Source organism: Bradyrhizobium valentinum, from assembly GCF_001440405.1.
GTDB lineage: Bacteria > Pseudomonadota > Alphaproteobacteria > Rhizobiales > Xanthobacteraceae > Bradyrhizobium > Bradyrhizobium valentinum.
On record NZ_LLXX01000136.1, the window covers coordinates 6,937 to 32,745 of the forward strand.

The following is a 25,809-nucleotide window of genomic DNA, read 5'->3' on the forward strand; positions in this document are numbered from 1 at the left end:
GGGACGCAGGCCATGCACAACTCATCGCTATCTTTGTAAGGCACCGAGCCGAGATCGAACATCTCGCTCGCGCGAAGTTGCAACGGGAGGGGCACTCTGACCGCGGTGTTGTAGTGACCACTGAGGATCTGAACCCTTGATGCAGCCTGGCTGTTCGACGCCAACTCTTGCGCAAGCGACGACGTGGCCACTAGCTGTTGAGCGCCGTTCGTTTAGGTTATCCGATGAACCGGCTTCGTCCATTGCGGTTATTCCTGCCCCAGTCGATCCATGAGGCGACGGTCAGCCCGTACGTCGCGCACTCGGCTTTGTTCTGACCCGTGGAGAAGTGTCGGCTACAAGCGGCGCGGGGAAATGAAACAGGAGAGTTCTGTCCATGATCGAGGGGATCAGCGCGGTCACACTGGGCACCCACGAAATGCCACGAGCTGTCCGGTTCTACGGCGCGCTGGGGTTTGAGGTCCTGCATGACGGCGAAGGGTCGTCCCTCACCAGCTTTCGAGCAGGGGCGAGCTTTCTTAACCTCATCGCCCAGCCAGCCGAGCGGCGCTGGTCCTGGTGGGGGCGGGTAATCTTCTACGTTGCCGATGTTGACGCACTTTACGACCGTGCGCTCGCAGCGGGATACCAGCCAGCTACGGTGCCCCGCGATGCCGAATGGGGTGAGCGCTTCTTCCACCTAATTGACCCCGACGGCCACGAACTCAGTTTCGCTCGGCCTTTGCTCCCGGTTTCCGTCCAATAGCAGCTCGAAGCGGCCTCCCATTCCAAGAAGCGCTGGGAGAGCGTATGGTGCTCCGATTATCCGCTGAACCTGGGAGGCAATCATGCAATTCAGGACAACCGGACTACTGTTGCTCGGCGCGATGGCGCTTCCCGCCTCCGGGACCGCACAAATCACCCCCGCTCCACCGGCAATTACACGAACAGTGATCGCCGCAACCAAACTGCCGACCGTCACAGACGTGCCGCTCCATTTCAAAGCAGTGAGCGTCACTCTTCAGCCGGATGAGAAGAGCGGCGTTTTGGGAGCCAACGGCATCCTCTACCAGATGTCAGGATCGACCGAGGTCGCGCTCGATGGCAAGGCCAAAATGCTCAACGCCGGAGAGGGGCTGTTCATCGCCGGCGGAAAGACCGCGGCGCTAACGGCGGGCAGCGGAGGGCCATCGACTTTCCTCCACTTCTTCCTCGCGCCCGCCGTGGACTTGGGTCGGCCTGCCGAGACGGCACCTGCCGCCGTGAGAGAATTGTATCGCACAGCGAATCCGATCCCCGACCTGAAGCCAGGCGGTTATGATCTCAATCTCACGCGAGTCACATTTCCGGCACGGATGCCCTCCAACCCTCCACACCATCGGTCAGGCGCGGCTCTATATTTTATCATCTCCGGCACCGGGGCCAACACGGTCGACGGTAAGACAGAAGCAAGGGGACCGGGTTCTTTGATCTATGAACCCTACGGCCTCGTGCACCAATGGGGAAACCCAGGCGACGAGCCGTTGATATTCTTGGCCTTCAACATCAATCCGGAAGGTGTGGCAGCCGTGCTTCCGGGCGCACCAGCAAAGAATCAATAGCTACCGACGGGCGGCCAGCAGTGTCATGCCCGCATTCCACTCCTGGAGGGCGCGATGGACGACGACAAGGATAAAAACGTAATCGAGAAGTTGGTCGATAAGGTCAACGACGCCGTCGAAAACATAACAACCACGGTATCGGACGCCGTGCAACATGCAATGGAGCCAGACCCCGTGAAGCCGGGCGAACAACCCGTCACCTATATGCCGATGGCCGGTGACGGTTTACTAGCCGACCCTATGATGCCGCCATTTGTGGTAATTCCTCGTCGAAAGAAATCAACTTCGAAGAACGCGCCAAAAGAGTCTGGTAAGAACGCGGCTAAGAAAACCGTCAAGAAGTCAGCAACGACCGCTAAGAAGGTTGCAAAGAAAACGAAGCGATGAAGTCGAGGCGAAAGTGAACTCGACCCTCAAAGTTTGGACGCCGGGAACACGGACTTTGATCGATAAGATTAAGGCCGATCTCAAGAAGCGTGCGGAGAAGAAGGCCAAACGAATGCTCCTGAAGGAGCCCAAATGGCAGGCGAAACGTTAAGGGTTAATCGATCACCTCGTCGGAAGCGCTGCGTTCTTTGAACAGCGTTCTCAACAAGCGTTATCCGACCGAAATACCGACGGCTTTGCGCGGGGGAAGATCCGATGGAGTCGAGCAGTGCAGATTTTTCGACGATACTAAACCGCATTCTTGATACGGCGGCGGACAACCTCAGGATCGCAAAGATTCTGGTTCAGATGGGCCTCGATCCCAACAGCATCACCTACGACGCACTATTCAATCGGCTGCTGGAAATTGTGCTAGCCAACATTACGCTTGCCAACATGTTCGCTCTGGTTGGCGCCATCTTTCTTGTCGCTACCTTGCTGATGCATACAATGGTGCCGCTGCGCGTCGCGAACATGGCCGGCTGTACATTCTTCGTCGCCTTTGGCGCGCTTTCAGGAAACGTCGCGACTTTTATCTTGTATCTGCTGTTGCTGCCTATCAATGCAATTCGCCTCCGTCAAATGCTCAATCTGATCAAGAGGGCACGTATCGCGACGGAGGGCGATACCTCATTGGAATGGCTCAAACCTTTCATGACCGAGCGCAAATATCGCCGGGGCGATAAATTGTTCAAGAAGGATGATGCGGCCACCGAAATGTTCTTGACGGTCACAGGAAAGTTTTTGGTCAGGGAAATCGACGTCGAACTTCCGCCGGGACGACTGATGGGCGAGCTTGGTTTCCTTACTCCCAATAACATTGAGCGGCCAGTTGTGTTCCTGGCGTCGCCGACTTGCCAATAATTGCCAATGCGCCGGCCGTTAGAGAGATAGTGACGGCATACCGCCTCGGCCTCATGCGCCAGGCGAAATGCCAGCTCCGCACCATGCCTCTTCATGATCATTCCCCCCTTCGGCCGGGCACCGAGATGCCGGCCTTCGCGCGGCAGACGTTGGGCTGACCCAAGGCAAACTTGTTGAAGGGAATATCACCGGACGGTCTGAGTTTGATGCTTGTCATGTTCGACTCTCCGCGACGGGCGGCCGAAAGCCTCTCTCTCGACCTCCAACCCGTCACGAGAATCCGATTCCCCTCTCACTCTCTCACGTACGGCTCGCAACCGACGGCTGAAATGACACAGGTTTCTTCGCACGGGCCTTCCCCTCTCCAACATGAGTAGCATCGACTATACGAGGCACGCTTGAGAAGATTTCTAGAGTCAATCAACTTGGTTAGGGGCTTTCGGTGCTTCTAGGAAGGCAAAAGGGTTCAAATCAAACAGAACCCGTCGTCGCCGGCCTTCTATCGGCAAGTGGCAAGCAACTCGCGACCATCATTCGTCATCGGTTTCAGGCGCCAAGGGAGATCTAAAAGAACTCTTTGCCCGAATGCTGTTCAACATTCTCTACATAAATAGACCGTATTACCTTAAATGGACTATTTATGGGTCGCGTGTCAGTTTGGCCGGAGAAATCGCGCCGAAGCGAAGCGCAGGCCGGAGAAAGAGGCAGCCGCAGGAGCGTCAGCATAGCGCCGACGCGGTAACCGCGGCGGGACGCGGGACCGACTGCAGTCGCGAGACCGGTTAAGAAGGCACCCGCAGAGGGGGAGTGATAGCGACGCCGGCATGAAATGACGGCGGGCCCCGAAGGCGAGTGCCTCCGGCGAGCGACTCATCATCGCGCGAGGGATCGAAACGGGATGGCGTGCCCCGTCGAGGCGTGGAGAAGAAGGGAACGTTCGGAGGAATCCAGCCCTAGTCCTTTCTCTGAATGACCTATCTGCCCGGCCATGACGGCTTGCGCTTCTCGCCGAAGGCCTTGAGGCCCTCCTTGGCGTCTTCCGTCATCGCCAGCAGCGCGATTTGGCTTTCGGTATAGGCGATGCTCTCGTCGAACGACATCGAGGCGATCGCCCGCATCGCATATTTGCCGCGCCGGATCGCAGTCGGCGACTTATCGACGATGCGGCTGACCAGCCAGTCGACTTTGGCGTCGAGCTCGGCCGAGGGCACGACGTAATTCAGGAGCCCGGCAGCCTGCGCCATGTGCGCGTCGAACGGCTCGCCGGTCAGCGACCATTCGCTGACGAGCCGCTTTGGCGCGATCGACTGCAGCAGGCTCAACACCTGCATCGGGAACACACCGACCTTCACTTCTGGCAGTCCAAAGATCACGTGGTCGGCGGCGACCGCCATGTCGGTCATGCACAACAGGCCCATGCCGCCGGCCATGCAGACGCCCCCCACCCGCGCGATTGCGGGCTTGGTGGCGCTTTGCGACAGCCGCAGCAGGTCGGCGTAATCGACATTCGGCTTGGAATAATCAGTCGCGAAGGCCGCGCCGCTGTGCTGCAGGTCGGCGCCGGCGCAAAACGCCTTGTCGCCTGCGCCCGTCAGCACGATGACCCGGATGTCCTTGTCGTCATGCGCTTCGCGATAGCCGCGGGCGATACCGCCGACCACATCGGCATTGATGGCGTTACGCTTGTCTGGCCGGTTGATGGTAATCCAGAACGCCTGTCCGCGCTTTTCGCGTATCACGCTGCTCGTGTCAGTCATTGTCCCGCTCACCTGTTTGCAATGGCTTGGCAATCATTTGCGGCAGGACGGCGGTGGACTGCAAGCGGGAATTAGGCTGCGGGCGCGGCCTTCCTGACCCAGACCTTGTTGTCATGGAATGCCGCACCGCCGACCGGCGCAACCGCTTCGGCTCCGGTCAGCATGTTGATGCCGCGGCCGCCGATATGGGCCTTGTTCGGATGGATGGACTCGGCGATCAGCACGCCGCGGCGCAGGCCGTCGAACACCCTGACGGTCAGCGTAGTTTCGCCCCGCATGTTGCCGAGCGTCACGGCGTCGCCATCGACAATCGAAAGGCTTGCGGCGTCTTCTGGGTGCATCATCACCGTCGGTGCGCCTTCGCGAGCCTGCGATCCCGGCGTCTCATTGAAACTGGTATTGAGATAGCTGCGCGACGGCGAGGTGGCGAGACGGAACGGATGCTTCTCATCCGCCTCCTCGATGACCGTCCAGTGATCGGGCAGCGATGGCATCTGCGTCCACGGACCCAGGCCCGGATTGCCGAAGGGAGGGTTGGCCCAGTCGGCCTTGAAGTGAAACTTCTTGTCGGCGTGCGCAAAACCGTCGAGATAATGGGAGGTGCGAAAATCCGGCTGAATGTCGCGCCACAGATCCGCTTCCAGGGTTTCGATGTCACCGTGGCCGCTCTGCTTCAGCGTGGCATCGATCAACTCGCGCGGCGTCATCTCAAAACCGGGATGCACGGCGTCAAGCCGGCGGCCGAGGCCCTGCAGCACCTCATGGTTGGAACGGCACTCGCCGGGCGGATCGATCAGCTTGGCGCCGACCGAAATATGCTGGTGGCCGCCGCCGTAATAGAGATCGTCATGTTCCATGAACATCGTGGCCGGAAGCACAATGTCGGCCATGACAGCCGTCTCGGTCATGAACTGCTCGTGCACCGCGACGAACAGATCCTCGCGGGCAAAACCCCGACGCACCAGCGCCTGCTCGGGCGCGACCGTCACGGGATTGGTGTTCTGGATCAGCATCGCCTTGATGGGGCCGCCGCCCTTCAGGGCGTCCCCGTCACCAGTCAGGATGCGCCCGATTTTGGACTGGTCGAGCCAACGCGTTGTGCGGTCGATCGCGTCATGGCCCTCGATGATGGATTCGTTGAAGTTCCATATCCCCGCGTTGTTGAAGAAAGCGCCGCCTCCCTCGTATTGCCAGGCACCCGTCACTGCCGGGATGCACAGCGCCGCGTGCATCTGCGCCGCACCGTTGCGGCTGCGGGTAAATCCGTAGCCGAGGCGGAAGAACGTACGCTTGGTCTGGCCGACAAGGCGCGCGAATGCTTCGATCTCCTCGACCGGCACGCCTGAGATTTTCGAGGCCCATTCCGGCGTACGCGTCGCCAGATGCGATTCTAGTTCATCGGGGCAATCGGTGTAGTGATCCATATAGGCACGGTCCGCATAACCCTCGCGGAACAGCACGTGCATGACGCCGCAGGCGAAGGCGCCGTCGGTACCCGGCCGGAGCAGGATCTTGATATCCGCCTGCTTCATGGTGTCGTTGTTGTAGATGTCGATTGCTGCAATCTTGGCGCCGCGCTCCTTGCGGGCGCGCGAGGCATGCGTCATCACGTTGACCTGGGTATTCACCGGATTGGTGCCCCAGATCACAACGAGATCGGAGACACCCATCTCGCGCGGATCGACTCCGGCAATCTTGCCGGTGCCGATGGCAAAGCCGACACGCGCAATGTTGGCGCAGATGGTCGAATAGAAGCGCGAATACTTCTTCACATGCGAAAGGCGGTTGATGCCGTCACGCATGACCAGCCCCATGGTGCCGGCGTAGTAATAGGGCCAGACTGATTCAGCGCCGAATTCGTGCTCGGCCTGATCGAACCGTGCGGCGATTTCATCGAGAGCTTCATCCCAGGAAATCCGCGCGAACTGGCCAGAGCCCTTTGGTCCGGTGCGGCGCATTGGATAGAGCAGCCGGTCGGGATGATGAATGCGCTCGGCGTAGCGCGCGACTTTCGCGCAGACGACGCCCGCCGTATAGGTCTGCAGCTTGGAGCCGCGGACCCGGCCGATCGAGCGACCGTCGATCACCTCGATATCAAGCGCGCACGCCGACGGACAATCGTGCGGACAGGTGGAGTGGCGGATATCGACCTTGGCATGCTGGTTCATGCGTTTCTAGGTACCATCAAACGCCGCGCTCGCCGAGGGGGTTTGTCCGGCAGTGCACCTGCAAAAACGGCCTTGAGCCATGCATCAGGCGCCCAAATAGGCGCCGCCATTGGTGTGGATCGCCTGCCCGTTGATGTAGCGCGCGCCAGGCCCGCACAGGAAACGCACGGTTGCAGCGACGTCCTCCGGCAGGCCCCGATTGCCGGCGATGGTCTGATGAATCAAATGATGCGCCGGCTCCGGTTTGTCCTTGGGCCGCGGCGTGCCAATCAGACCGGGAACCACGCAATTCACTGTGATGCCGTCATCGGCAAGATCATGGGCCAGCGCCCGGGTCAGGCCTATGATGCCGGCCTTCGCCGTCACCACATGCGCGCGATTCTTCGCCCCCGTATGCGCGCTGAGGCCGCCGATATTGACAATGGTCCCACCGCCCGACTTTCGTAGTGCCGGCAGGCAGGCCTTCACGCAGTGAAACGTTCCATCGAGGGTCACATCGAGGATTTCGCGCCACGTGGCGTAGTCCATCTCGGCAAAGGGCTTTTCGCGACGCAGCGCCGCGTTGTTGACGAGGATATCGATACGGCCGAATTGCTGAACGGCAGCATCCGCCATGGCCTGCACCGCCGCCGCGTCGGCGACGTCGCCGATATGAACCAGCGCCTTGCCGCCCGCAGCCTCGATCTCGCGGGCGACGGTTTCCGCCTCGGCGCGGTTGCTGCGCGCATTCACGAGGATGGACGCACCGCCGTCCGCCAGGGTCAACGCGATAGCGCGGCCGATATTGCGACCCGCGCCGGTGACGATAGCGACTTTGCCTACGAGTTCCTGGGTCATGAGCCGCTACCCGCGCAATGAGGAAAGATCGATACGGCCGTTATACAGCCCCGCCATCAGTTTCAACGCCGCATCGCTTTGCGCGGCGCTCCAGCCGCCATGCTCGGCGTTGAGCAAGAACTTGTCGATCAGATCCTGCCGCGTCAGCGGCTCCTGCGCGCCGCCCCGCAGATATGGCTGCCGCTCTTCAACCACACTGCCGTCCCTGAGGGTGGCGCGGATGTGGCCAGTGTAATTGTTGGGATAGGGATTGTCCGGATCAATCATGAACTTCACTTTGGCGGCGAGCGCCAGCACGCGCTCATCGCGGATCGCGCTTTCCGTGAACGCCCCGAGCCCGACGCCGCCATGAACGAATCCGGTGGCCAACAGATAAGGCACGGCAAACTTGGCGGCATAGCCGTTACGCGGACGCTGTTTGTCGGGGAGCGGCTCCCATAGCCGGTGCACCGTGCCCTCCGCCACCTCACAGACGATCTCGGCGACGTCTTCCGGCTTGATGCCGTGCGCGGCCAGGCGGCGCGCGCAATCGATGTAGGGCTGCGCCATAGTCCCGCATGGATATGGTTTGAACGCCAGCGTGTCCATCACCCAGCGCGTGCCGAAATCGCCGGTCAACGCGTCGTAGTCAGCCTCGGCGGTGCGCGCAAAGCCATGGAACAGCCCGTGCACGCCCTCGAACACCGTGCGCGGCCCGACGAATCCTGCCCGCGCCAATAGCGCGGCGCGGATGCCTGATTGCGCTGCCCATCCGGCGTGCAGCCGCTTGGTCCAGGCGCCATCCGCGAGATATTCGATGATGCCGCCGGCCATGCTGCCGGCGACGCCAAGCGCATCGACGATCTGCTTGGCGTTGAGGCCAAGTGCTGCGCCGACACCGGCGGCTGCGCCCATCGCACCAAATATTGCCGTCGGGTGGAAGCCTGCCTTATGAACGGCCTTCGGCACCACGAGGCTCAGACGGCAGAGCACTTCGGCGCCGACCGCGATGCCGATCAGCGCCATCCGGCCATCCGGATTGTGCCGCTCGCAGGCGGCGAGCACCGCTGGCACGATCACGGCGCCTGCATGCACCGGGCCGCCCTCGAAAGTGTCGTCGAAATCCTCGCCATGCGCGGCAGTGCCGTTGACGAAGGCGGCGCCCGCCGCATTCAGTGTGCGCCGATGTCCGATCGCGGCGCACGGGCCGTCATCGTCAAAACCTGCTAGTGCGCTTACGATGTAGTCCTCGTTGCGTGCAGTGACGCACAGGCCTACCACGTCGATCAGCAGGTCCTCACATTTGCGCGCGGTCGCTTCCGGCAATGCGCCGAGCCTGAGCGCGACGATCTTTTCGGCCAGCGTTTCGGCGACCGAAATCCTGGGCAGTCCCGAGGCCATGCCGGTCAAACGCGGAAGATTTTTGTGTAGCGCGCCTTGATCGCCTCGCTTTCCTTCTCCACCGCCGCCGCGTCATCCTTCATGGTCTTGATGTCCTTGAGCGGCGTGCGTCCCGCCTTCTCGACCGTTTGCGAATGCACCGAGCGGAGGCCGCCGACATCGACGATCAGTTGCTGGGCCTCCCGGCTGAGACTGAACGACTGGAACAGCCTTGCCGCGTTCGGATTCGGTGCACCCTTGAAGACGCCGTTCGGTCCGATGATCAGCGGCGAACCCTCCGCGGCATAAACCGGCGCGACCGGACGCCCCGCCTCCTTCATCTGGAAGATGTTGTATTCATTGCCGTCGGCCATCACCGCGCGCTCGCCGAGATCGAGCTTCTTCGGCGGATCGGCCGATGACTGTACCTGCATGATGTTCTGCCTGGCAAGTTGCTCGAAGAAGCTCCAGCCGAGATCGCGCTGCATCTGATAGGTCGCGGTCATGATGGTGCCGCTGTAGCCCGGATGCGCCTTGACGATCTTGCCCTTCCATTTGGGATCGAGCAGATCGGCAAAACTCTTCGGCGCATCCTCCGCCTTCACCAGATTGGTGTTGTGAGCGATGATGCTGAGCCAGACGCGGAAGCTCGCAAACTGGCCGTCCGGATCCTTGTGCTCGGCCGGATAGTATTTTGCGACATCCTCGGTCACGTAAGGCGCCAGAATGCCGTCACGCTTCCAGACGATGAAATGCGCGGCATCGGACGAGTTCACCACGTCGACGGCATGGATGTTGCTCGAATATTCCTGGCCGATGCGCTGGAATAAGCGCTCCGCGCCGGTGCGTTCGACGCGCACCGCGATATCAGGATATTTCGCCTCGAACGCCTTGGCGAGCTTCTCCGCGACCGGCAAATCGGTCGAGGTGTAATAGTTGACCTTGCCTTCCTTCTTTGCCGCTTCGATCAGCGCCGGCGTCACCGCTTCCGGTGGGGGCGCTGCGGCCATCACGCGCGTGGAAAATGCTGCGCCTGCGAGAACAGCGCCTGTGCCAGCCAGCACGTAACGGCGTGAAATCCCTGGGTGTTTCATGTTCTCGTTCCCCGCGCTTGTTGGCGAAGTTTAAGTACCCTCGAGCCCGAGCATTATTCCTATGGATTGAGAGCTGTCCATGGCTGATGCGCCTGGCCCGTCGCAGCTACGCCCAAATGCTACTGCGGAGGACAGGCCGCGCCGGTTTTCACCCAGGCCTCGACGAGCGCACCAGCCTGCTTCTGCGAGCCGGGCACGGGGCTGCGGCCGGCGCCCGGAGCCCAGGCCCAGCCGACCAGCGTATCTTCGCCGATATGATGGATGAGTTCCTCGAGCTTGCGCCCGCCGTTGCGTGCGGGGTCCTTAAGCTGCGTGCAGATTTCAGCAACCGTCTTGCCCTCCCACGCCATTTCGCGCGGTGCGAGGTGCCATTCCGGATGGCCCGGCATGCGACCGGGTTCGAAGTTCGCATGCTTGTGGCAAATCGAGCAGCGCATCGCGGCAAGGCCATGGCCATCCGCGCCGCGCGTGACCGGCGGCTGGTGTAGCCGCCCCTCGTCGCCCTGCCGCGGTCGGTCGGTTGCGGGATGGCAATTCGTGCAGCGAGGATGCGTCAACACCTTGCCAAGTTCGGTGAACATGGCCGCCGAGCGCGCATCGGTATCGGCAATCGAAGCAAAGCTTTCCGGGCTTGCAAGCGCCTGCTGCGCAGTTTGGGAAACGGCGTAGCCGGTAAGCGTGCTCGTCGCGACCGCGACGAGAGCGACCACGATCTGAAACCGCAATTCCGATTTCATGGCGCGTTCCCCTGCCCGGTCACCGGTTCGCCACGAGATAGCGCCCGGAGTCGGCCAGAATCACGTCGCGCACGGCCTCATGGTACTTGATGTAGCCAGTGCAGCGGCAGAGGTGGCCGTCGAGCGCTTCAGCGACGGTGTTTTCGAGATCAGCGCGCCTCACCGGAGCCTTCGCCAGACGTTCCAGCAGGACCTGCCCCTCGTTGAGAAAACCTGCAGTGCAGTAGCCGCACTGGAAGGCAAAGTGCCGGATAAAGGCCTTCTGCAACGCGGTGAGTTCACCTTCCTTCTCATGACCCTCGACCGTGCGAATGGTCTTGCCGTCAAAGCTTGCCGCCGAGGCGATGCAGGTCGGGCCGGTGTAGCTTGTGCCATCGGGCTCATCGACGATGACGGCGCAGCTCAGGCACTGCGCCGCGCCGCAGCCGAACTTGGTACCGGTCATGCCGAGATATTCGCGCAGGAAATCATTCATCGAGAGTTCGTCGCGCACATCGACCGGGCCGTACGCCCGGCCGTTGATCGTGAGGCTCAATTTGGTCACGCCAGAACTCCCTTGAGCAGGCTTGCCGTCACTGGCAGCGATTGGAAGCGGCGGCCGGTAGCGTCGAAAATCGCGTTCAGGATGGCGGGCACGACCGGAACCATGACGACTTCCGCCATGCCTTTCGGCAGCTCATCCGGCGTCAGGGGCGGCAGCATCTCGATTTCGAGATCGTGCAGCGGCAGATCCGATCCACGCGCGACGAGATATTGCCCGAGATTCCACTGGCCGTTGCCCGGGCCGCCTTCAAAGGGCGGCAGCGTCTCAAGCAAGGCATAGCCTACTCCCATTGCGAAGCCGCCCTGCGCCTGACCCATTACTACGTCGGGTACCAGCGCCAGTCCGCATTCGAATACGCTGTAGGCCTTGGCAATGCGCAGCGCGCCGGTGGCGCGCTCGATCTCGATGCGGACCAGCGTGCCGCACATCGAGGTATACGTTGTGCCGATCCGGTTGTTGTCGGTCGGCGGGAATTTGACGCTGACGCGGTTGATGCGCTCGAACTTGCCGTTGCCCCTGCGCACGGCCAGCGCGTCGATCTCCGCGCGATATTGTTCGCCAAAAAGCGGAAAGCGGGCGCGCGACCATTCCCAGCGGGAGAAGCTGTGAGCCACTGCGCCGGTCACGAAATTGCGCGCATGCGCCTTCGCGGCAACGGCAGACAACGGCAACGGCGCAAGACCGGACATGACGAGCTGCCCGCCCTTCCACTGCGCCTTCGCCCAATCCTTTGCGCGCTGATCATTCCCAGCGATGTGCCATAGTTCCAGCGCCGCCGGCCACAGGCCGAAACGGAAGATGACGCGCGCCGCTTCTGCGGCCGAGTGGGTGCCGACATGCGCACCGATCGAAGCGCTGGTCGCCGAACTGATCGCCGGCACCCAGCGTGGGTTCCTTTCCGCTGCGTCCTGCGTCTTCTGGTCCATCGTGTAGGGATCGCCTGACGTGACCAGTCCGAGGGCGTCATACGTGTCCACACGCGCCACCGAGACTTCGTCAGCGACCGCGCCGAGATGGATCGCGACCCGGTTGGCAAGCGCGGTACCGATGCCGTTGCCCATCTCGGTATGATCGCAATAGATCGTGATCTTGCCGTCGGGGGACAGTTCGACACGACCAAGCGAACAATCGGCGCCGGTGCCATAGTCCTTGGTCACACACGCAACACCGGTACCGACGAGCCTGCCCTGCGCCGCGCCCGATTTCTGCTGCGCGCGCAGCTGCCAGATCGGATGCTTCTCGAGCTTGTCGAGGATTTCAGTGGTGCGGACCGAAACGCCGTAGGGATTACCGGTCAAGGTCCGGCCCTTGGGCGCGAGCGCATTGCGCCGCCGGAATTCGATCGGGTCGAGCGGCAAGGCGGCCGCTACTTCATCAACCAGCACTTCGAGCGCCGTCATCGTCTGCAGCGTGCCGTAACCGCGCATCGATCCCGCGGTCACTCCGCGCGAATGAATGGCAACCGTGGTCACGTCGACCTTCGGCACATCATAGATTCCGATCGCGGCGGTCGCGCCGACGGTCGCTACGTTGGCCGAAAAATTTGCCAGGCCGCCGCCATCGAGAACGTGGTCCGCAGCGAAAGCCTGAATTTTTCCGGTCGACCGATCGACCCCGATCCGCGACCGCATCTTGAAGGCGTGGCGCTTGATGCCACCCTGAAACTGCTGATAGCGATCGTGCGCCAGCCGGACCGGATGCCCAGCAAAGAACATCGCCGCCAGCGCCACATACAACACAAACGGCGTGTGATCGCGTCCGCCGAAGCCGCCGCCCATATGGGTGAACTGGGTATTGATCCGCGCCGGCTTGAAGGGAGCGCGGGCCTCGCCAAGCAGGTGCGCGATCGACTCCGCCGCTTCGTAAGGAGACTGCACGCCAAGAACCAGTTCGAGGCTTTCGCTGTTCCTGTTGTACCAGGCGAGACCGGATTCCGGCTCAAGGAACATCGGATCGACCGATTGCGTCTCGAACTCGCGATCCAGCACCAGAAGGTTCGGATTTTTGGCCGCGAGCTCAGCGCGGATCCGTTCGCCATGGATCGCCGCCTTGGCATAGGAAGCCTCGGTGTCCTTTGCGGCCGGCGACCATATCGGCAGCGGCGAGTTCTGCGAGCGCCCGGGGCTGACCCAGCCGGCCTGGATCGGCGAATAGACGTCGGGCGCGTCCGGCGTCGCACCGGCGACGCGCGTAAACCGATACGCGCCGTAAGCCGGCATCGCGACGGGGCCGGTCTCCTCGCCGAACCTCACGAACGTTCCATCGCGCAATGCAAGACGCGCCTGATCGAAGGCATCGAACGTCTCGAAGATCAACACTGCGACCGGTTGCCCCAGATAGAGCGGCGTCTTGCCCAGCGGGCAGAACAGATCGCCGGTGTAGAATTCGGGAACGCGCGTGCCGATCTTCGCGAGATCGGCCGCGGTCACCACCACGGATGGCTTCAACGCACCGCTGAGCCGGCCGAGGTCCATTCCCACATAGACATGCGTGGCATCCGGTGCGCGGATGAGCATTGCGTGCGATGTACTCGCCGGCCAGCCCGGAAGGTCGGCCGCACGGAAGTCGGATGCATAAAGCTTCGCGCCGGTAACCTTGGCGACGCCATCGACCCGGCCCGCGCCATTGGCGGCCGGACTCCAGTTCGCACGCCCCGGAAGCGACGCACGCGGGGGCAAGCCGGCGGCCTCCGCCGAGCCCAGACGCGAAAGGCTGAGCGCAATACCGCTCGCCGACACCCAGGTCAGAAACTCGCGCCGCGAAGGCCGCATGTCCTTTGCCCTTTGCCGGAACTACTTCAAATCAGCGATGGTCGCTGGCCCCTGCCCCGGCGTGACCAGTGTCGGCCATTGCTTCGAGCCGAAGGGAACGGCGGGCGGCAGGAACGGCGTCATGCCACGCTTGGCGCTCTCGGCAACGATCGCGGCGCGCGCATCGCCACCCATCAGCTCATAATCCATCAGGTGGTAGTTGCCGAAGAACAGCGCGCCGACCGAACGATCGGCGATGATGCGGGTCAGCGATTCCAGCATGTCCGCCGGCGTCGTCGTGAAGGAAATCGTCTCGATCAACAGCAAGCGGCTATTGATCGCGTCGGGACCGAAGAACTGCGCCAGCACGCTGAACAACACGTTGTTCTGACGCGCGACATAGATCGTGTTGCTGGCCGCGTAGGTCTTGTCCCATTCGGCGCCGAGCTGCGCCTTCCACTCGGCCAGTACCGTCATCCAGTGCGCGACCTGCGTCTGCGCCGCCCACGCGACATTCTGCGCCAGATAAGGCGCCTGCTTCTTGCCGAAGGCTTCGAGGGTGCTGAAGGGAATGACGCCGTTTGCGATGCATTCGTCCATGAAGGCAATGTTGTTCTGCAGGATGGTGCGATTGTTGTCGCGCCAGCCCGGCTCCATCGGCGTTGCACCAAGACCGTCGAGCGCCGATTGCATGCGGCTGCGGTAGGCAAGTATCGAACCGCGCCAGGACTTGTTATCGGGGTTATCGACATAGGGGCCAACGACCTGCACCAGCGCCATCGTGCTGTGGCCGACCGATTTCAGCAATTGATACACGACCGGTACCTGCGGCGCGTCCAGCGGCGCCATTCCCGGCCGGTAGAGGATCATCCGCCCGCCGGCGCCGGAGAAAAGCGCGAGGATCACCGGATGCTTGCTCAGAATGTTCTTCTGGAAAATCTTCGCTGCATCGCCGTAGAGCTCGAACATACCGGTGTTGAGCGCCAGCATATCCTTGGTTGCGGTGTCGGAAGGTGTTGCGGCGGCTTTGCCGGCGATGGGCGCCATATAGGCCGGAAGGGTCTGGGCACTGGCGACGGTCCCACCCCAAAGCATGATTGCAGCGACGGTCAGGCTGGGGGCAATTCTCATGTCGCGTTCCTTGTCACCTTGAAATTGTATAGGCCGAACGCTGACGAATATCTGATTCTGGGGACTAGCGGTCGGTGCGCGGATAGCTAGACTTGGCACGAGGCCGGTAAACGGGCCCTTGCAGAAAAAGACCAAGTTGGGGAGGTCGATATGATGCGCTTGAGAACGGCGCTCGCGCTGGCAGTAATTGTCGCGGCTCCACCTCTTCTGGCTACGCCCAGTCTGGCGCAGGATTATCCGTCGCGGCCGGTGAAGGTGATTGTTCCCTTTGGCGCCGGAGGGCCTGCCGACGTCACCGCCCGCCAGATCGGCACCATCCTGCAGGAGAGTTTCGGTCAGCCCTTCGTGATCGAAAACCGCACAGGTGCCGGCGGCGTGATCGGCACGCAGGAAGCCGTCAAGTCGCCGCCAGACGGCTATACGCTGTTGATGATGTCGAACACCCAGACCGCGAACGAATCGCTGGTCCCGCAGCGCAAATACGAACTGATGCGCGACCTCGCGCCGATCGCGCCGGTCAACTATTCCGACCTCGTCATCGTGGTTCATCCCTCCGTGCAGGCGAAGACGCTGCAGGAATTCGTCGCGCTCGCCAAATCGCAGCCCGGCAAATTGAACTATGCATCATCAGGCCAAGGTACGCCGTACCACATGGCGGGCGAGCTATTCAAAGCCATGGCCGGCATCGACGTCATCCATGTACCGTACCGCAACAGCGGCGAAGCGCGCAGTGGCGTGATTGGCGGCCAGGTGCAGATGATGATCGATGCCGTTCCGGCGATGGCCCCCAACGTCGCCGAAAATCAGGTGCGCGCACTGGCGACGACAGGCAAGACGCGATCGACCGTCCTGCCCAATGCGCCTTCGGTGATCGAGGCCGGTATTCCCGGCTATGAGGCCACAATCTGGCTCGGCTTGATGGCGCCCGCGGGCACGCCAAAGCCGATTATCGACAAACTCAATGCGGCCGTGAACGCAGTTGTGAAACGGCCCGACGTCGTAAAGCTCTGGACCCAGCAAGGCGCCGTTCCTATGTCGATGACGCCGGAGGAATTCGACAAATTCCTGCGCGGCGATATTGTGAAATGGGCGGAGGTCGTCAAGAAATTCGACAAGCCGCCGCAATGAGAAACCTTGAAAGGTTCGCCCTCGATGCCGACCGTTCGATTTCACCTCAACGGCGCCGAGACCGAGATTGAGGCCGATCCCGACCGGTCATTGCTGGATATTTTGCGCGGGCAGATCGGCATGACCGGACCGCATTTCGGCTGCGGCGCCGGCGAGTGCGGCGCCTGCAACGTCATCATTGGCGATCATGCGGTGCCCGCCTGCGATACGCCACTGTGGTCGGTGGCAGGCAAGGACGTCACGACGATCGAAGGGCTCGGAACGATCGAGCGGCCGCATCCGCTGCAGCGCGCCTTCATCACCGAGCAGGCGTTGCAATGCGGCTATTGCGTCTCCGGCATCCTGATGAGCGCAGCGGCATTGTTGAAGCGAAATTCGTCGCCGACAAGCCGGGAGGTGAAGGAAGCGCTCGACCGCAACCTCTGCCGCTGCGGATCGCATAATCGCATGGTGCGGGCGGTGCTGCGTGCAGCGGAAGAAATGGCGGCAGGATGAACCAGCAGGCGCCCGATCCTTCGCCCCCCAAATTGCCCGTCAGTCTTGCGGCCAACCCGAGGCTGTCGTCATGGCTGAAATTCTCAAGCGACGGACAGGTGGCGGTCTCGCCGGGCAAGGTGGAGATCGGGCAAGGCATCGTGACGGCGCTGGCGCAGATCGCCGCTGACGAGCTCGATATCGATTTGTCGCGCGTGCAGATGGTCCGCGCATCGACCACCGCCAGCCCCAACGAGGGCGTAACTTCGGGCAGCCTTTCCATCCAGCAGTCGGGACGCGCGCTACGCCATGCCTGCGCCGAAGTTCGCCGGATCTTTCTTCAGCAGGCGGCAGAACGGCTGGGCGTCGGCGTCGACGCGCTCGATGTCGAGGACGGCACCATTTCGGGTCCCGGCAATGTCAGGACAAGCTATTGGGAGCTTGCCGACGACGTCTCGCTCGATCGCGATGCCACGCCGGGCGTCACGCCAAAAGCCGTAACGAGCCGGACACTGGCCGGCCATTCGGTCCAGCGGGTCGACATTCCCGACAAGGTATTGGGCCGGCCGCGATTCATCCATGATCAGGCGTTACCGGGCATGCTGCACGGCCGCGTGCTGCGTCCGGAGGATGCGCGGGCGAGGCTTTTGGAATTGAGAGAGGACGGCGCCCGCGCGGTGGCCGGTCTCGTCGCCATCGTGCGTGATGGCAGTTTCACGGGCGTCGTCAGCGAGACCGAACCTGGTGCGGAGCTGGCCGTTCAAGCCTTGCGTAAGGGCGCGACCTGGTCTGATGGCGATCTCCTTCCCGACGAGGGTGACCTGCCTTCATTCTTGAAATCCCAGCCGGCGGAATCGACGATCATCGACAAGAAAACGGCAACGTCACCTGGCGCTGCGGCGCGAACCATCAGACGGCAATATACCCGTCCCTATATTGCCCACGCGTCGATCGCGCCGTCCTGTGCGATGGCGCAGTGGGAGGGCGACCGCATTCATGTCTGGACCCACAGCCAGGGCGTTTATCTCCTGCGCGCCGATCTGGCGCTGGTTCTCAAACTGCCGGTCGAGAACATCACCGTTGAGCATATGGAAGGTGCCGGCTGCTACGGGCATAATGCCGCCGACGACGTTGCGCTCGATGCCGTGCTGCTCGCCAAAGCCGCCGGCGGCAGGCCGGTGCGGGTGCAGTGGTCGCGGCAAGGCGAGATGTCGGATGCTCCCTTTGGGGCGGCGATGGCGATCGAGATTGAGGCCGACCTGGATGCGCAGGGAGAAATCGTCGGCTGGCGGCACGCGATCTGGAGCAACGGCCATGCGGCGCGGCCGGGGCGCGCGGCGCAGCCCGCCTTGCTGGCAGGCTTCGAACTGGCAAATCCTTTTCCGCGCATGATCTCGACCAATCCGCCGCAGGCCAATGGCGGCGGCGGTGACCGCAACTCCATCCCGCTCTATGATTTTCCGTCCTGGCAGATTGAAAGCCATCGTCTGACGACGATGCCTATCCGCACCTCGGCGCTGCGGACGCTGGGTGCGCAGGGCAACGTGTTTGCGATCGAATCCTTCATCGACGAACTTGCCGCCGAGCGTGGAGAAGATCCGGTCGCGTTTCGGCTGCGTCACCTGCGGGATGAGCGGGCCAAGGATGTCATCCGTGCTGCAGCCACGCGCGCCCGATGGAAGCCCGAGAAACAACCCGGCATCGGGCATGGTATCGGCTTTGCCCGCTACAAGAATACCGGCGCCTATTGCGCTGCGATCGCCGAGATCGAGAGCGCCGAGGAAATCAGCGTCAGAAAGCTGACGCTCGCGGTCGATGTTGGCGAGACCATCAATCCGGACGGCGTCATCAACCAGATCGAGGGCGGCGCCATCCAGGCCACAAGCTGGGTGTTGAAGGAACGCGTCCGCTTCGACCATCGGCGCATCACCAGCACGAATTGGACGGAATATCCGATCCTGCGCTTCAGCGAAGTGCCCGATGTCGAGGTTGAGATCATCCAGCGTCCGGATATTGACCCGGTCGGCGCCGGCGAGGCTGCCCATGGCCCGGTTACTGCGGCCATCGCCAACGCGGTTTTCGACGCGCTCGGCGTGCGGGTGCGTCATCTTCCGGTCACGCGCGACAGCATCATCGCCGCGATGGAATTGACCTCATGAGCAGCCTGAACATCCTGAGCGGCGGCGCCGCACAGGGCCTGGTCGGAAGCCTGACGCCGGCTTTCAAGGCCCATACCGGATTCGATATCGCAGGCGAGTTTGGCGCGGTCGGCGCCATGGCCGACAAATTGCGCAAGGGCACGCCGGCTGACATCGTCATCTTGACCGCGGCGCTTCTCGCTAAACTGGCGCAGGAGAAGCTGGTTGCCGCCAGTTCGATCGCCGATGTCGGCCTGGTCGAAACCGCCCTCGCCGTTCGTACCGGCGATCCCCAGGCCGCCGTCAGCGATGCCGCTGATTTGCGCGAGGTCTTGCTGGCCTCCGATTCGATCTTCGTGCCGGATATCAAGGCGTCGACGGCCGGAATTCACGTTGCAAATGTCCTTCAGCAGCTCGGCATCGCCGCTGAGGTTGCCGCCCGCCTCAGGATCTTTCCGAATGGCGCGATGGCGATGCGCGAACTGGCGGCGTCCGAGGTGCCGAGACCGATCGGGTGCACGCAGTCGACCGAGATCATCAGCACTAAGGGCGTGACCTTGTCCGGTTCACTGCCGCCGGGCTGCGAACTCGCAACCATGTATACGGCGGGTATCACGACCGCCGCCGCCCACCCGCAACAAGCCCAGGAGCTGATCGACTTGTTGATCGGCGCCGGACAACATGAGCAGCGCAAACGCGCCGGCTTCATCGGCGGACAAGGCTAGGCGCCAGCGCACGGTCCAACTCGTGGGCAAGTCTTGCGGTCGCACGCGCCAAACCGGTGCGCAGCACGATTTTTGGTTTGTCAAAGCCAATTCATATACTAATATATTAATCGAGGAAGCAGCCATGCCCGCCCGCGCATCGAAAAAGACGGATTCAACGGTTCGCCGAATTGCCGCCGGCACTCGCCGCAGCGGCAGACCGCGTACAGCCACGGCAGCGTCCAGGATCTATTCCGATCTTCGGATCGAGCTGGTGTCGCTGCAGCGCCGCCCCGGCGAAGCGATCTCGGAGGCGCAGATCGCGCTCTCCTACGGGGTGAGCCGCACTCCCGTTCGCGAGGCCATACTCAAATTATCGGATGAAGGCCTGCTGGAGGTCTATCCCCAGTCCGGCATCTTCGTTTCGCGCATTCCGGTCGCAGCACTCCCCGAAGCCATCATCATCCGCAAGGCGCTGGAGGAGACTACCGCGCGGCTCGCCGCAGAACGCGCGACGTCGAGCCAAATACTGGCGCTGCGGTCGATCCTGGAACGACAGCGCGAGGCCAGCGCTGCCGGAGACAGCGACACATTCCATCAGGCCGATGAAATGTTTCATGCTACAGTCGCCGATGTCGCCGGGTATCCCGGAATCTGGAAATATATCCAGCAGGTGAAGATTCACGTCGATCGCTATCGCCGGCTAACCCTGCCCCAGCGCGGGCGGATCGCAAAGGTGATTGTCGAACACGAGGCCGTGCTGACCGCGATCGAGGCGCATGACGCGGAGGGCGCAAGGCGGGCGATGGAAATCCACCTCGAGAGCCTTCTCGAGAACATCTCGGCTACTCAACATATCTATCCGGAGTACTTCGACGAGCGACCCTAGAGTTCGAAAAGCCCACAAAACGATAAAACAACATCAGGAGGAACAACATGAAACGCCGCGACTTCATCAAGCTAAGCGCAGGGCTCGGGGCCACAATGGCGACCACGACGCCGCTGTCATCCGCATTTGCGCAAACGAAAATGGTGCTGAAGGCATCAGACGTTCATCCACTGGGCTATCCAACGGTCGAAGCCGTCGTCCGAATGGGCAAGAAGCTGGAAACCGCCACCAACGGCCGGCTGACGATCCAGATGTTCCCCTCGATGCAACTCGGCGGCGAAAAGGAAATGATCGAGCAGGCCCAGCTCGGCGCGCTGCAGATCGCCCGTATTTCGGTCGGCGCCGTCGGCCCCGTCGTGGACGACGTCAACGTTTTCAACATGCCCTTCGTCTTCCGTAACTCCAAACATATGGAGAAAGTCATCGATGGCGAAATCGGCGACGAATTGCTGGCGAAGATCTCCGCCAACGAAAAGACCGGCCTGATCGCGCTGTGCTGGATGAACGCCGGCTCGCGTAACGTCTACAACAACAAGCGGCCGATCCGGACCATGGCCGACCTCAAGGGCCTCAAGGTCCGCATGATGGGCAATCCGCTCTTCGTCGATACCATGAACGCGTTGGGCGGCAACGGCGTCGCCTTGGGCTTCGATCAGGTTTTCAGTTCGATGCAGACAGGCGTGGTCGACGGCGCGGAGAACAATCCGCCATCATTCATTGCGCAGAACCATTATCAGGTGGCCAAGTATTTTACGATGACCGAGCACCTGATCATTCCGGAGCTTTTGGTGTTCTCACGCATCTCCTGGCAAAAACTGTCGCCGGAAGATCAAGCGCTGATCAAGAAACTTTCGAAGGAAGCGCAGGCTGAGCAGCGCGTGCTCTGGTATGAAGCGGAGAACGCGGCCATCGAAAAGATGAAGGCGGCGGGCACCGAGATCATCACGGACATCGACAAGAAGCCGTTCCAGGAGGCCGTCAAACCGGTCTGGGACAAGTATGGCGCGAAATACGCGACCATGGTCAAGCGTATCGAAGCGGTGAACTAGCGCCAGGCTCGCGGTTGGCGAGTGGCCGGACGACGTCCGTTCCGGCCACCCTTCCGAGCTGCCAAAGCGATTTGACGCGCCGTTATTCTCGAGGTCAAAATGTCCAATTCTGCGGCCGGAATTTTTCGGCGTGTGAACGATGCGGTTTACTGGACCGGCGCCGTGATCGCCTGCGTGGCGCTCGTGCTGGTCTCTGCGGTGATTCCATGGGCCGTCTATACCCGCTATATCCTCAACAGCGCCTCGTCATGGCCCGAGCCGATGGCCGTGCTGCTCACTGTCGGCATCACCTTCATCGGCTCGGCCAACTGCTATCGCCAGCGCATCCACATGAACATGACGGTGGGTACCGACTTGCTGCCGCCACTGCTGCGACGCGCTTCGCTGTTCCTCAGCGAAATATTGATGGGCGTGATTGCCATCTTCATGGTCGTTTGGGGATTGCGGCTCGTTCATACCACCTGGGATAACTCGGTGGACGAATTTCCGTGGCTTTCGGTCGGCATCACCTATCTGCCGATCGTGGTCAGCGGCGCCATGATGCTGCTGTTCGTCGTCGAGCGCCTGACCATCGGGCCACCGTCGCGCGACGGCAGTGACGCTCACATACCGGTCGAGTAATTGCCATGGATATCGCGGTTCTGCTTCTTAGCATGTGCTTCTTCTTTGCGATCGGCATGCCGATCGCTTATGCGCTGGCGCTGTCCTCGCTGGTCGGCGCGCTCTGGATCGACTTGCCGGTCGGCGCCGTCATGCAGCAATTTGCCAGCGGCGTCGGGAAGGTCTCGATGTTGACCATCCCGTTCTTCGTGCTGGCGGGCGCTATCATGGCCGAGGGCGGCATGGCCAAGCGGCTGGTCGACTTTGCAGCCGTGGTCGTCGGGTTCACGCGCATGCGGGGCGGCCTCTCACAGGTCAACATTCTCGCGACCACGATCATGAGTGGCATCTCGGGATCGTCGGTTGCCGACACGTCCGCGATCGGTTCGGTGATGATCCCCCAGATGGCCGCCAAAGGCTATCCGCGGGTGTTCGCAACCAATGTAACCATCAGCGCTTCGCTGCAGGCCATCATCATTCCGCCGAGCCATAACTCGGTGATCTACTCGCTGGCGACCGGCGGCGTGGTGTCGATTACCAGCCTGTTCCTGGCCGGCGTGCTCCCCGGCCTGCTGCTCGGCTTTTCGCTGATGGTGCTCTGCCTGTTCTACGCCTATCGCGACAAGCATCCCAAGGGCGAGCCCGTGCCGATCCGGCAGGCGATCAAGATGCTCGGTGACGCCGTATGGGGAATCGTGACGCTGGTCATCGTTCTCGGCGGCATCCTCACCGGCGTCTTCACGCCGATCGAAGCGGGTGCGGTCGCCTGCGTCTGGGCGTTCTTGGTCACCATGTTCATCTATCGCGACTACAAATGGTCCGAACTGCCGCTACTAGTCTACAAGACGCTGCAGACCGTGGCGATGGTGCTGACGCTGGTGGCCACCGCATCATGCTTCGGCTATGTCGCCGCGCTGATGCAGATGCCGGCAAAGATGACCGAATTCTTCGTTGCCATATCCGCCAACAAATACGTGCTGCTGATGTGGCTGAACATCATGCTGCTGGTGCTTGGAACGGCGCTCGATCTCGCGCCCTTGCTGCTGATCTGCACCCCGATCCTGTTGCCGGTCGTGAAGAGCTTCGGCATCGATCCCGTCCACTTCGGCATCGTTATGCTGCTCAATCTCGGCATCGGCCTCTTGACGCCGCCAGTCGGAACGACGTTGTTCGTCGGGTGCGCCATCGGCAAGGTTTCGGTCGATGAGGTGATGCGCGGCATCTGGCCATTCTACTATGTGATGTTTACGGTGCTGATGATCGTAACCTACGTGCCCTGGCTGTCGTTGGCGCTGCCGAGGATGTTCGGGTTCTAGAACAGACGCCGCAGTTCGCGGCGGGGAGACTGCGCGTGAAGATCGTCGACCTCAGCCGAGAGCTCTATCATCGCACGCCAAGCTATCCCGGCCATCCTCCCGTCATGCATGGCGTCTGGAAGACCCACGAAGAATCCTTCGCCGAATCGGGAAACGTGCACGGGCTGGCGTCGATGTTCATCTCCATGGTGGACCACGCCGGTACCCACATCGACGCGCCCAGACATTTCGGCAAAAACGGCATATCCATCGATGAGTATCCGCTCGAGAAATGCATCGTGCCGGGCATCTGCATCGACCTACGCCACATCGCACCTCGCGCCGAGATTACGCCCGCCGATCTCGAAGCGGCAGTGGCGAAGGCCGGCGTTCCGGTGCCGAAGGGCGGCACCGTCCTGCTCTGTACCGGTCACCACGAGCGTACATTCCCCCGCAAGGAATATTCGAGTGACAATTCCGGCGTGAACGTCGCCGCCACCGAATGGCTGGCGCAGCAGGGCATCGTGCATTTCGGTATCGATTCGATGCGGCCGGGACCGGAGGGCAAGGTGAACGCCCTTGTCCACAAGGCCTGCCTCGACCTCGACATCACCCATATCGAGAGCCTGTGCAATCTCGAAGCGCTGCTTGGCCGCGGCCAATTCACCTTCATCGGCCTGCCGATGAAGTGGCGCGGCGGGACAGCTTCGCCGATCCGTGCGGTTGCGGTGTTTGATATGTAAACGTCGGCAAGGCGGCATCAGGCCGGTTTATGGCTATCCTCCCCTTCCCGGCGTGTAGACGCGCCGTGAAAGCTTGCCTAAACTCGCGTCAATGGCGACCGACGCCGGCTAAAAACGGCGCGGATAATCGGGCGGGAACAGCCGCCGACATCAGGGGAGGAGCTCATGGACCGTTCTTGGCGGACCAACTGTGCTATAATACTCGCAACCATCGCCACGACGTCGTTTACGCTGGCAGCCCCGCTATCTGCACAGGAAACCTTCAAGCTTGGCATCGTGACCTTCCTCTCCGGGCCGGCTGCGGATAGCTTTGGCGTTCCCGCCCGCAATGGCGCGCAATTCGTCATCGATCAACTGAATAAGGGTTCGGTGCCATCGCCCTACGAGAAAGTGGGATTCGGCGGCATGAAGATCGAGCCCGTCATCATTGACGAGAATGGCGGCGCCACCAAGCAGGTGCAGGAACTGCGCAATCTCTATCAGCGCGACAATGTCGACGTCGTGCTTGGCTATATCAGCTCAGGCGATTGCCTTGCGGTCGCGCCGATCGCAGAAGAGTTGAAAAAGATGCTGGTACTGATGGATTGCGGCACACCGCGCATCTTCGAGGAAGCCAAGTACAACTACGTGTTCCGTACCGCGGCCCATGCGGCGATGGATAACGTTGGCCTCGTCAGGTACATGAAGGCCAAGAATGTCAAGATGGACACGCTTTCGGCGATCAATCAGGACTACGCTTGGGGCCAGGACAGCCGAGCCGACTTCGTCGCCGCCGCCCAACAGCTCTACCCCAACGTCAAGGTTCAGACGGACCTGCTACCCAAGTTCGGTGCAGGCCAGTACGGCACCGAAATTTCCGCGCTGGTAGGCGCCGGCTCCGATGTGGTCTATTCGAGCCTGTGGGGCGGCGACCTGCAGGCCTTCGTCCTGCAATCGGTTCCCCGCGGGCTGTCGAAGCGTAGCCAGTTGGTGCTCAGCGCCGCCGATCACGTGCTGCCGCCGCTCGGCGACAAGATGCCCGATGGCACCATCATCGGTGCGCGCGGCGCCTACGGCCTGATGTCGCAGAAGTCGCCGCTGAACGATTGGCTGTTCAAGGGATACGAGGCTGCCAATGGCGTCTATCCGGTCCAAGCCGCCTATCGCATTACGCAGTCGATCCTCGGATTGAAGGCTGCGGTTGAAAAGGCCATGAGCAAGAACGGCGGCAAGAAGCCTTCGACCGATGAAATGGTCGCGGCAATGACCGGCCTGGAGTGGCCGTCGCCTGGTGGACTCATTCAGATGAAGCTCGCCGATGGCCATCAGGCGATCCAGCCGATCGCCATCAGCCGCACCAAGTACAATCCGGATCTCAAGCGGGTCGAGCTGGTCGATATCCAGTACTTCGCTGCCGAATGCGTCAACCCGCCCCCGGGCGTGAAGTCGATCGACTGGATCAAAGGCGGCATGCAGGGCGCCAAGTGCAACTAGGCCGCACTGGTATCCAATGAGCGCACACGGCGGCGCGTGATTAACCTCCGCGCCGCCTTTTTCTACTCA

General features: G+C 61.8%; 23 protein-coding genes and 2 pseudogenes. 14 read left to right on the top strand and 11 right to left on the bottom strand.

The window, feature by feature from the left end; all coding sequences use genetic code 11:
* Positions 1-191, bottom strand: a 191-nt coding sequence (locus CP49_RS48960) for a hypothetical protein (protein ID WP_338060375.1), incomplete at its 3' end; no start/stop codon positions are given.
* A 185-nt stretch (positions 192-376) separates the two neighbouring features.
* On the opposite strand from CP49_RS48960, the gene CP49_RS23725 reads away from it, so the two are divergent.
* The 4 genes and pseudogenes from CP49_RS23725 to CP49_RS23740 form a co-directional block, all read left to right on the top strand.
* Entirely contained in the window at positions 377-745 is a 369-nt protein-coding gene (locus CP49_RS23725; RefSeq protein WP_057852601.1) for a VOC family protein, read from the top strand.
* Between the two features lie 82 nt (positions 746-827).
* Positions 828-1,580: a cupin domain-containing protein gene (locus tag CP49_RS23730; RefSeq protein ID WP_082646186.1), complete on the top strand. Its 753-nt coding sequence runs from the start codon at positions 828-830 to the stop codon at positions 1,578-1,580.
* A gap of 54 nt (positions 1,581-1,634) precedes the next feature.
* Positions 1,635-1,967 carry a hypothetical protein gene (locus CP49_RS23735; protein WP_057852603.1) on the top strand — a complete coding sequence of 111 codons (333 nt, stop codon included), beginning with the start codon at positions 1,635-1,637 and terminating at the stop codon, positions 1,965-1,967.
* A 255-nt stretch (positions 1,968-2,222) separates the two neighbouring features.
* A pseudogene (locus tag CP49_RS23740) lies at positions 2,223-2,825 on the top strand (Crp/Fnr family transcriptional regulator); the annotation flags it as partial.
* Here the strand turns inward: CP49_RS23740 and CP49_RS47705 are convergent.
* The 10 genes and pseudogenes from CP49_RS47705 to CP49_RS23785 all read right to left on the bottom strand — a co-directional run.
* Positions 2,809-2,965: pseudogene (locus CP49_RS47705) on the bottom strand (DNA primase); the annotation flags it as partial. The pseudogenes CP49_RS23740 and CP49_RS47705 sit on opposite strands and share 17 nt — an antisense overlap.
* A gap of 879 nt (positions 2,966-3,844) precedes the next feature.
* Positions 3,845-4,627 (bottom strand): enoyl-CoA hydratase/isomerase family protein, encoded by a 783-nt coding sequence (locus CP49_RS23745; protein WP_057852604.1) that lies wholly within the window; start codon positions 4,625-4,627, stop codon positions 3,845-3,847.
* 71 nt (positions 4,628-4,698) lie between these two features.
* Positions 4,699-6,795, bottom strand: coding sequence for a molybdopterin oxidoreductase family protein (locus tag CP49_RS23750; protein WP_057852605.1), 2,097 nt, complete (start codon positions 6,793-6,795; stop codon positions 4,699-4,701).
* Positions 6,796-6,879: 84 nt separating this feature from the next.
* Complete coding sequence (fabG, locus tag CP49_RS23755) at positions 6,880-7,632, bottom strand: 3-oxoacyl-ACP reductase FabG (RefSeq protein WP_057852606.1); 753 nt, start codon at positions 7,630-7,632, stop codon at positions 6,880-6,882.
* A gap of 6 nt (positions 7,633-7,638) precedes the next feature.
* Entirely contained in the window at positions 7,639-9,012 is a 1,374-nt protein-coding gene (locus tag CP49_RS23760; protein WP_057852639.1) for an MmgE/PrpD family protein, read from the bottom strand.
* Positions 9,013-9,017: 5 nt separating this feature from the next.
* A complete protein-coding gene (locus CP49_RS23765) occupies positions 9,018-10,085 on the bottom strand; it encodes an ABC transporter substrate-binding protein (RefSeq protein WP_057852607.1) in 1,068 nt (355 codons plus the stop codon).
* Positions 10,086-10,204: 119 nt separating this feature from the next.
* On the bottom strand, positions 10,205-10,822 hold the full coding sequence (locus tag CP49_RS23770) for a hypothetical protein (RefSeq protein ID WP_057852608.1): 618 nt from the start codon (positions 10,820-10,822) through the stop codon (positions 10,205-10,207).
* A gap of 19 nt (positions 10,823-10,841) precedes the next feature.
* Positions 10,842-11,366, bottom strand: coding sequence for a (2Fe-2S)-binding protein (locus CP49_RS23775; RefSeq protein ID WP_057852609.1), 525 nt, complete (start codon positions 11,364-11,366; stop codon positions 10,842-10,844).
* Positions 11,363-14,137, bottom strand: coding sequence for a xanthine dehydrogenase family protein molybdopterin-binding subunit (locus CP49_RS23780; RefSeq protein ID WP_057852610.1), 2,775 nt, complete (start codon positions 14,135-14,137; stop codon positions 11,363-11,365). The genes CP49_RS23775 and CP49_RS23780 overlap by 4 nt, the downstream gene beginning before the upstream one ends.
* 21 nt (positions 14,138-14,158) lie before the next feature.
* Entirely contained in the window at positions 14,159-15,247 is a 1,089-nt protein-coding gene (locus CP49_RS23785; protein WP_057852611.1) for a hypothetical protein, read from the bottom strand.
* A 153-nt stretch (positions 15,248-15,400) separates the two neighbouring features.
* On the opposite strand from CP49_RS23785, the gene CP49_RS23790 reads away from it, so the two are divergent.
* The 10 genes from CP49_RS23790 to CP49_RS23835 all read left to right on the top strand — a co-directional run bounded on the left by CP49_RS23790 (position 15,401) and on the right by CP49_RS23835 (position 25,740).
* Positions 15,401-16,375 (top strand): Bug family tripartite tricarboxylate transporter substrate binding protein, encoded by a 975-nt coding sequence (locus CP49_RS23790; RefSeq protein WP_156438605.1) that lies wholly within the window; start codon positions 15,401-15,403, stop codon positions 16,373-16,375.
* A gap of 24 nt (positions 16,376-16,399) precedes the next feature.
* On the top strand, positions 16,400-16,870 hold the full coding sequence (locus CP49_RS23795; RefSeq protein WP_057852640.1) for a (2Fe-2S)-binding protein: 471 nt from the start codon (positions 16,400-16,402) through the stop codon (positions 16,868-16,870).
* Positions 16,867-19,008: a xanthine dehydrogenase family protein molybdopterin-binding subunit gene (locus CP49_RS23800; RefSeq protein WP_057852613.1), complete on the top strand. Its 2,142-nt coding sequence runs from the start codon at positions 16,867-16,869 to the stop codon at positions 19,006-19,008. The genes CP49_RS23795 and CP49_RS23800 overlap by 4 nt, the downstream gene beginning before the upstream one ends.
* Positions 19,005-19,712, top strand: a complete 708-nt coding sequence (locus CP49_RS23805) for a molybdate ABC transporter substrate-binding protein (protein ID WP_057852614.1) — start codon at positions 19,005-19,007, stop codon at positions 19,710-19,712. Before CP49_RS23800 ends, CP49_RS23805 begins: the two co-directional genes overlap by 4 nt.
* Positions 19,713-19,836: 124 nt before the next feature.
* Positions 19,837-20,580: a GntR family transcriptional regulator gene (locus CP49_RS23810; protein ID WP_057852615.1), complete on the top strand. Its 744-nt coding sequence runs from the start codon at positions 19,837-19,839 to the stop codon at positions 20,578-20,580.
* A gap of 47 nt (positions 20,581-20,627) precedes the next feature.
* Positions 20,628-21,629, top strand: a complete 1,002-nt coding sequence (locus tag CP49_RS23815) for a TRAP transporter substrate-binding protein (RefSeq protein WP_057852616.1) — start codon at positions 20,628-20,630, stop codon at positions 21,627-21,629.
* Between the two features lie 99 nt (positions 21,630-21,728).
* Complete coding sequence (locus tag CP49_RS23820; RefSeq protein WP_057852617.1) at positions 21,729-22,250, top strand: TRAP transporter small permease; 522 nt, start codon at positions 21,729-21,731, stop codon at positions 22,248-22,250.
* Positions 22,251-22,255: 5 nt separating this feature from the next.
* Complete coding sequence (locus tag CP49_RS23825) at positions 22,256-23,545, top strand: TRAP transporter large permease (RefSeq protein ID WP_057852618.1); 1,290 nt, start codon at positions 22,256-22,258, stop codon at positions 23,543-23,545.
* 35 nt (positions 23,546-23,580) lie between these two features.
* Positions 23,581-24,267 carry a cyclase family protein gene (locus CP49_RS23830; protein ID WP_057852619.1) on the top strand — a complete coding sequence of 229 codons (687 nt, stop codon included), beginning with the start codon at positions 23,581-23,583 and terminating at the stop codon, positions 24,265-24,267.
* A 165-nt stretch (positions 24,268-24,432) separates the two neighbouring features.
* Positions 24,433-25,740, top strand: coding sequence for an ABC transporter substrate-binding protein (locus CP49_RS23835; RefSeq protein ID WP_057852620.1), 1,308 nt, complete (start codon positions 24,433-24,435; stop codon positions 25,738-25,740).
* Positions 25,741-25,809 lie beyond the last annotated feature (69 nt).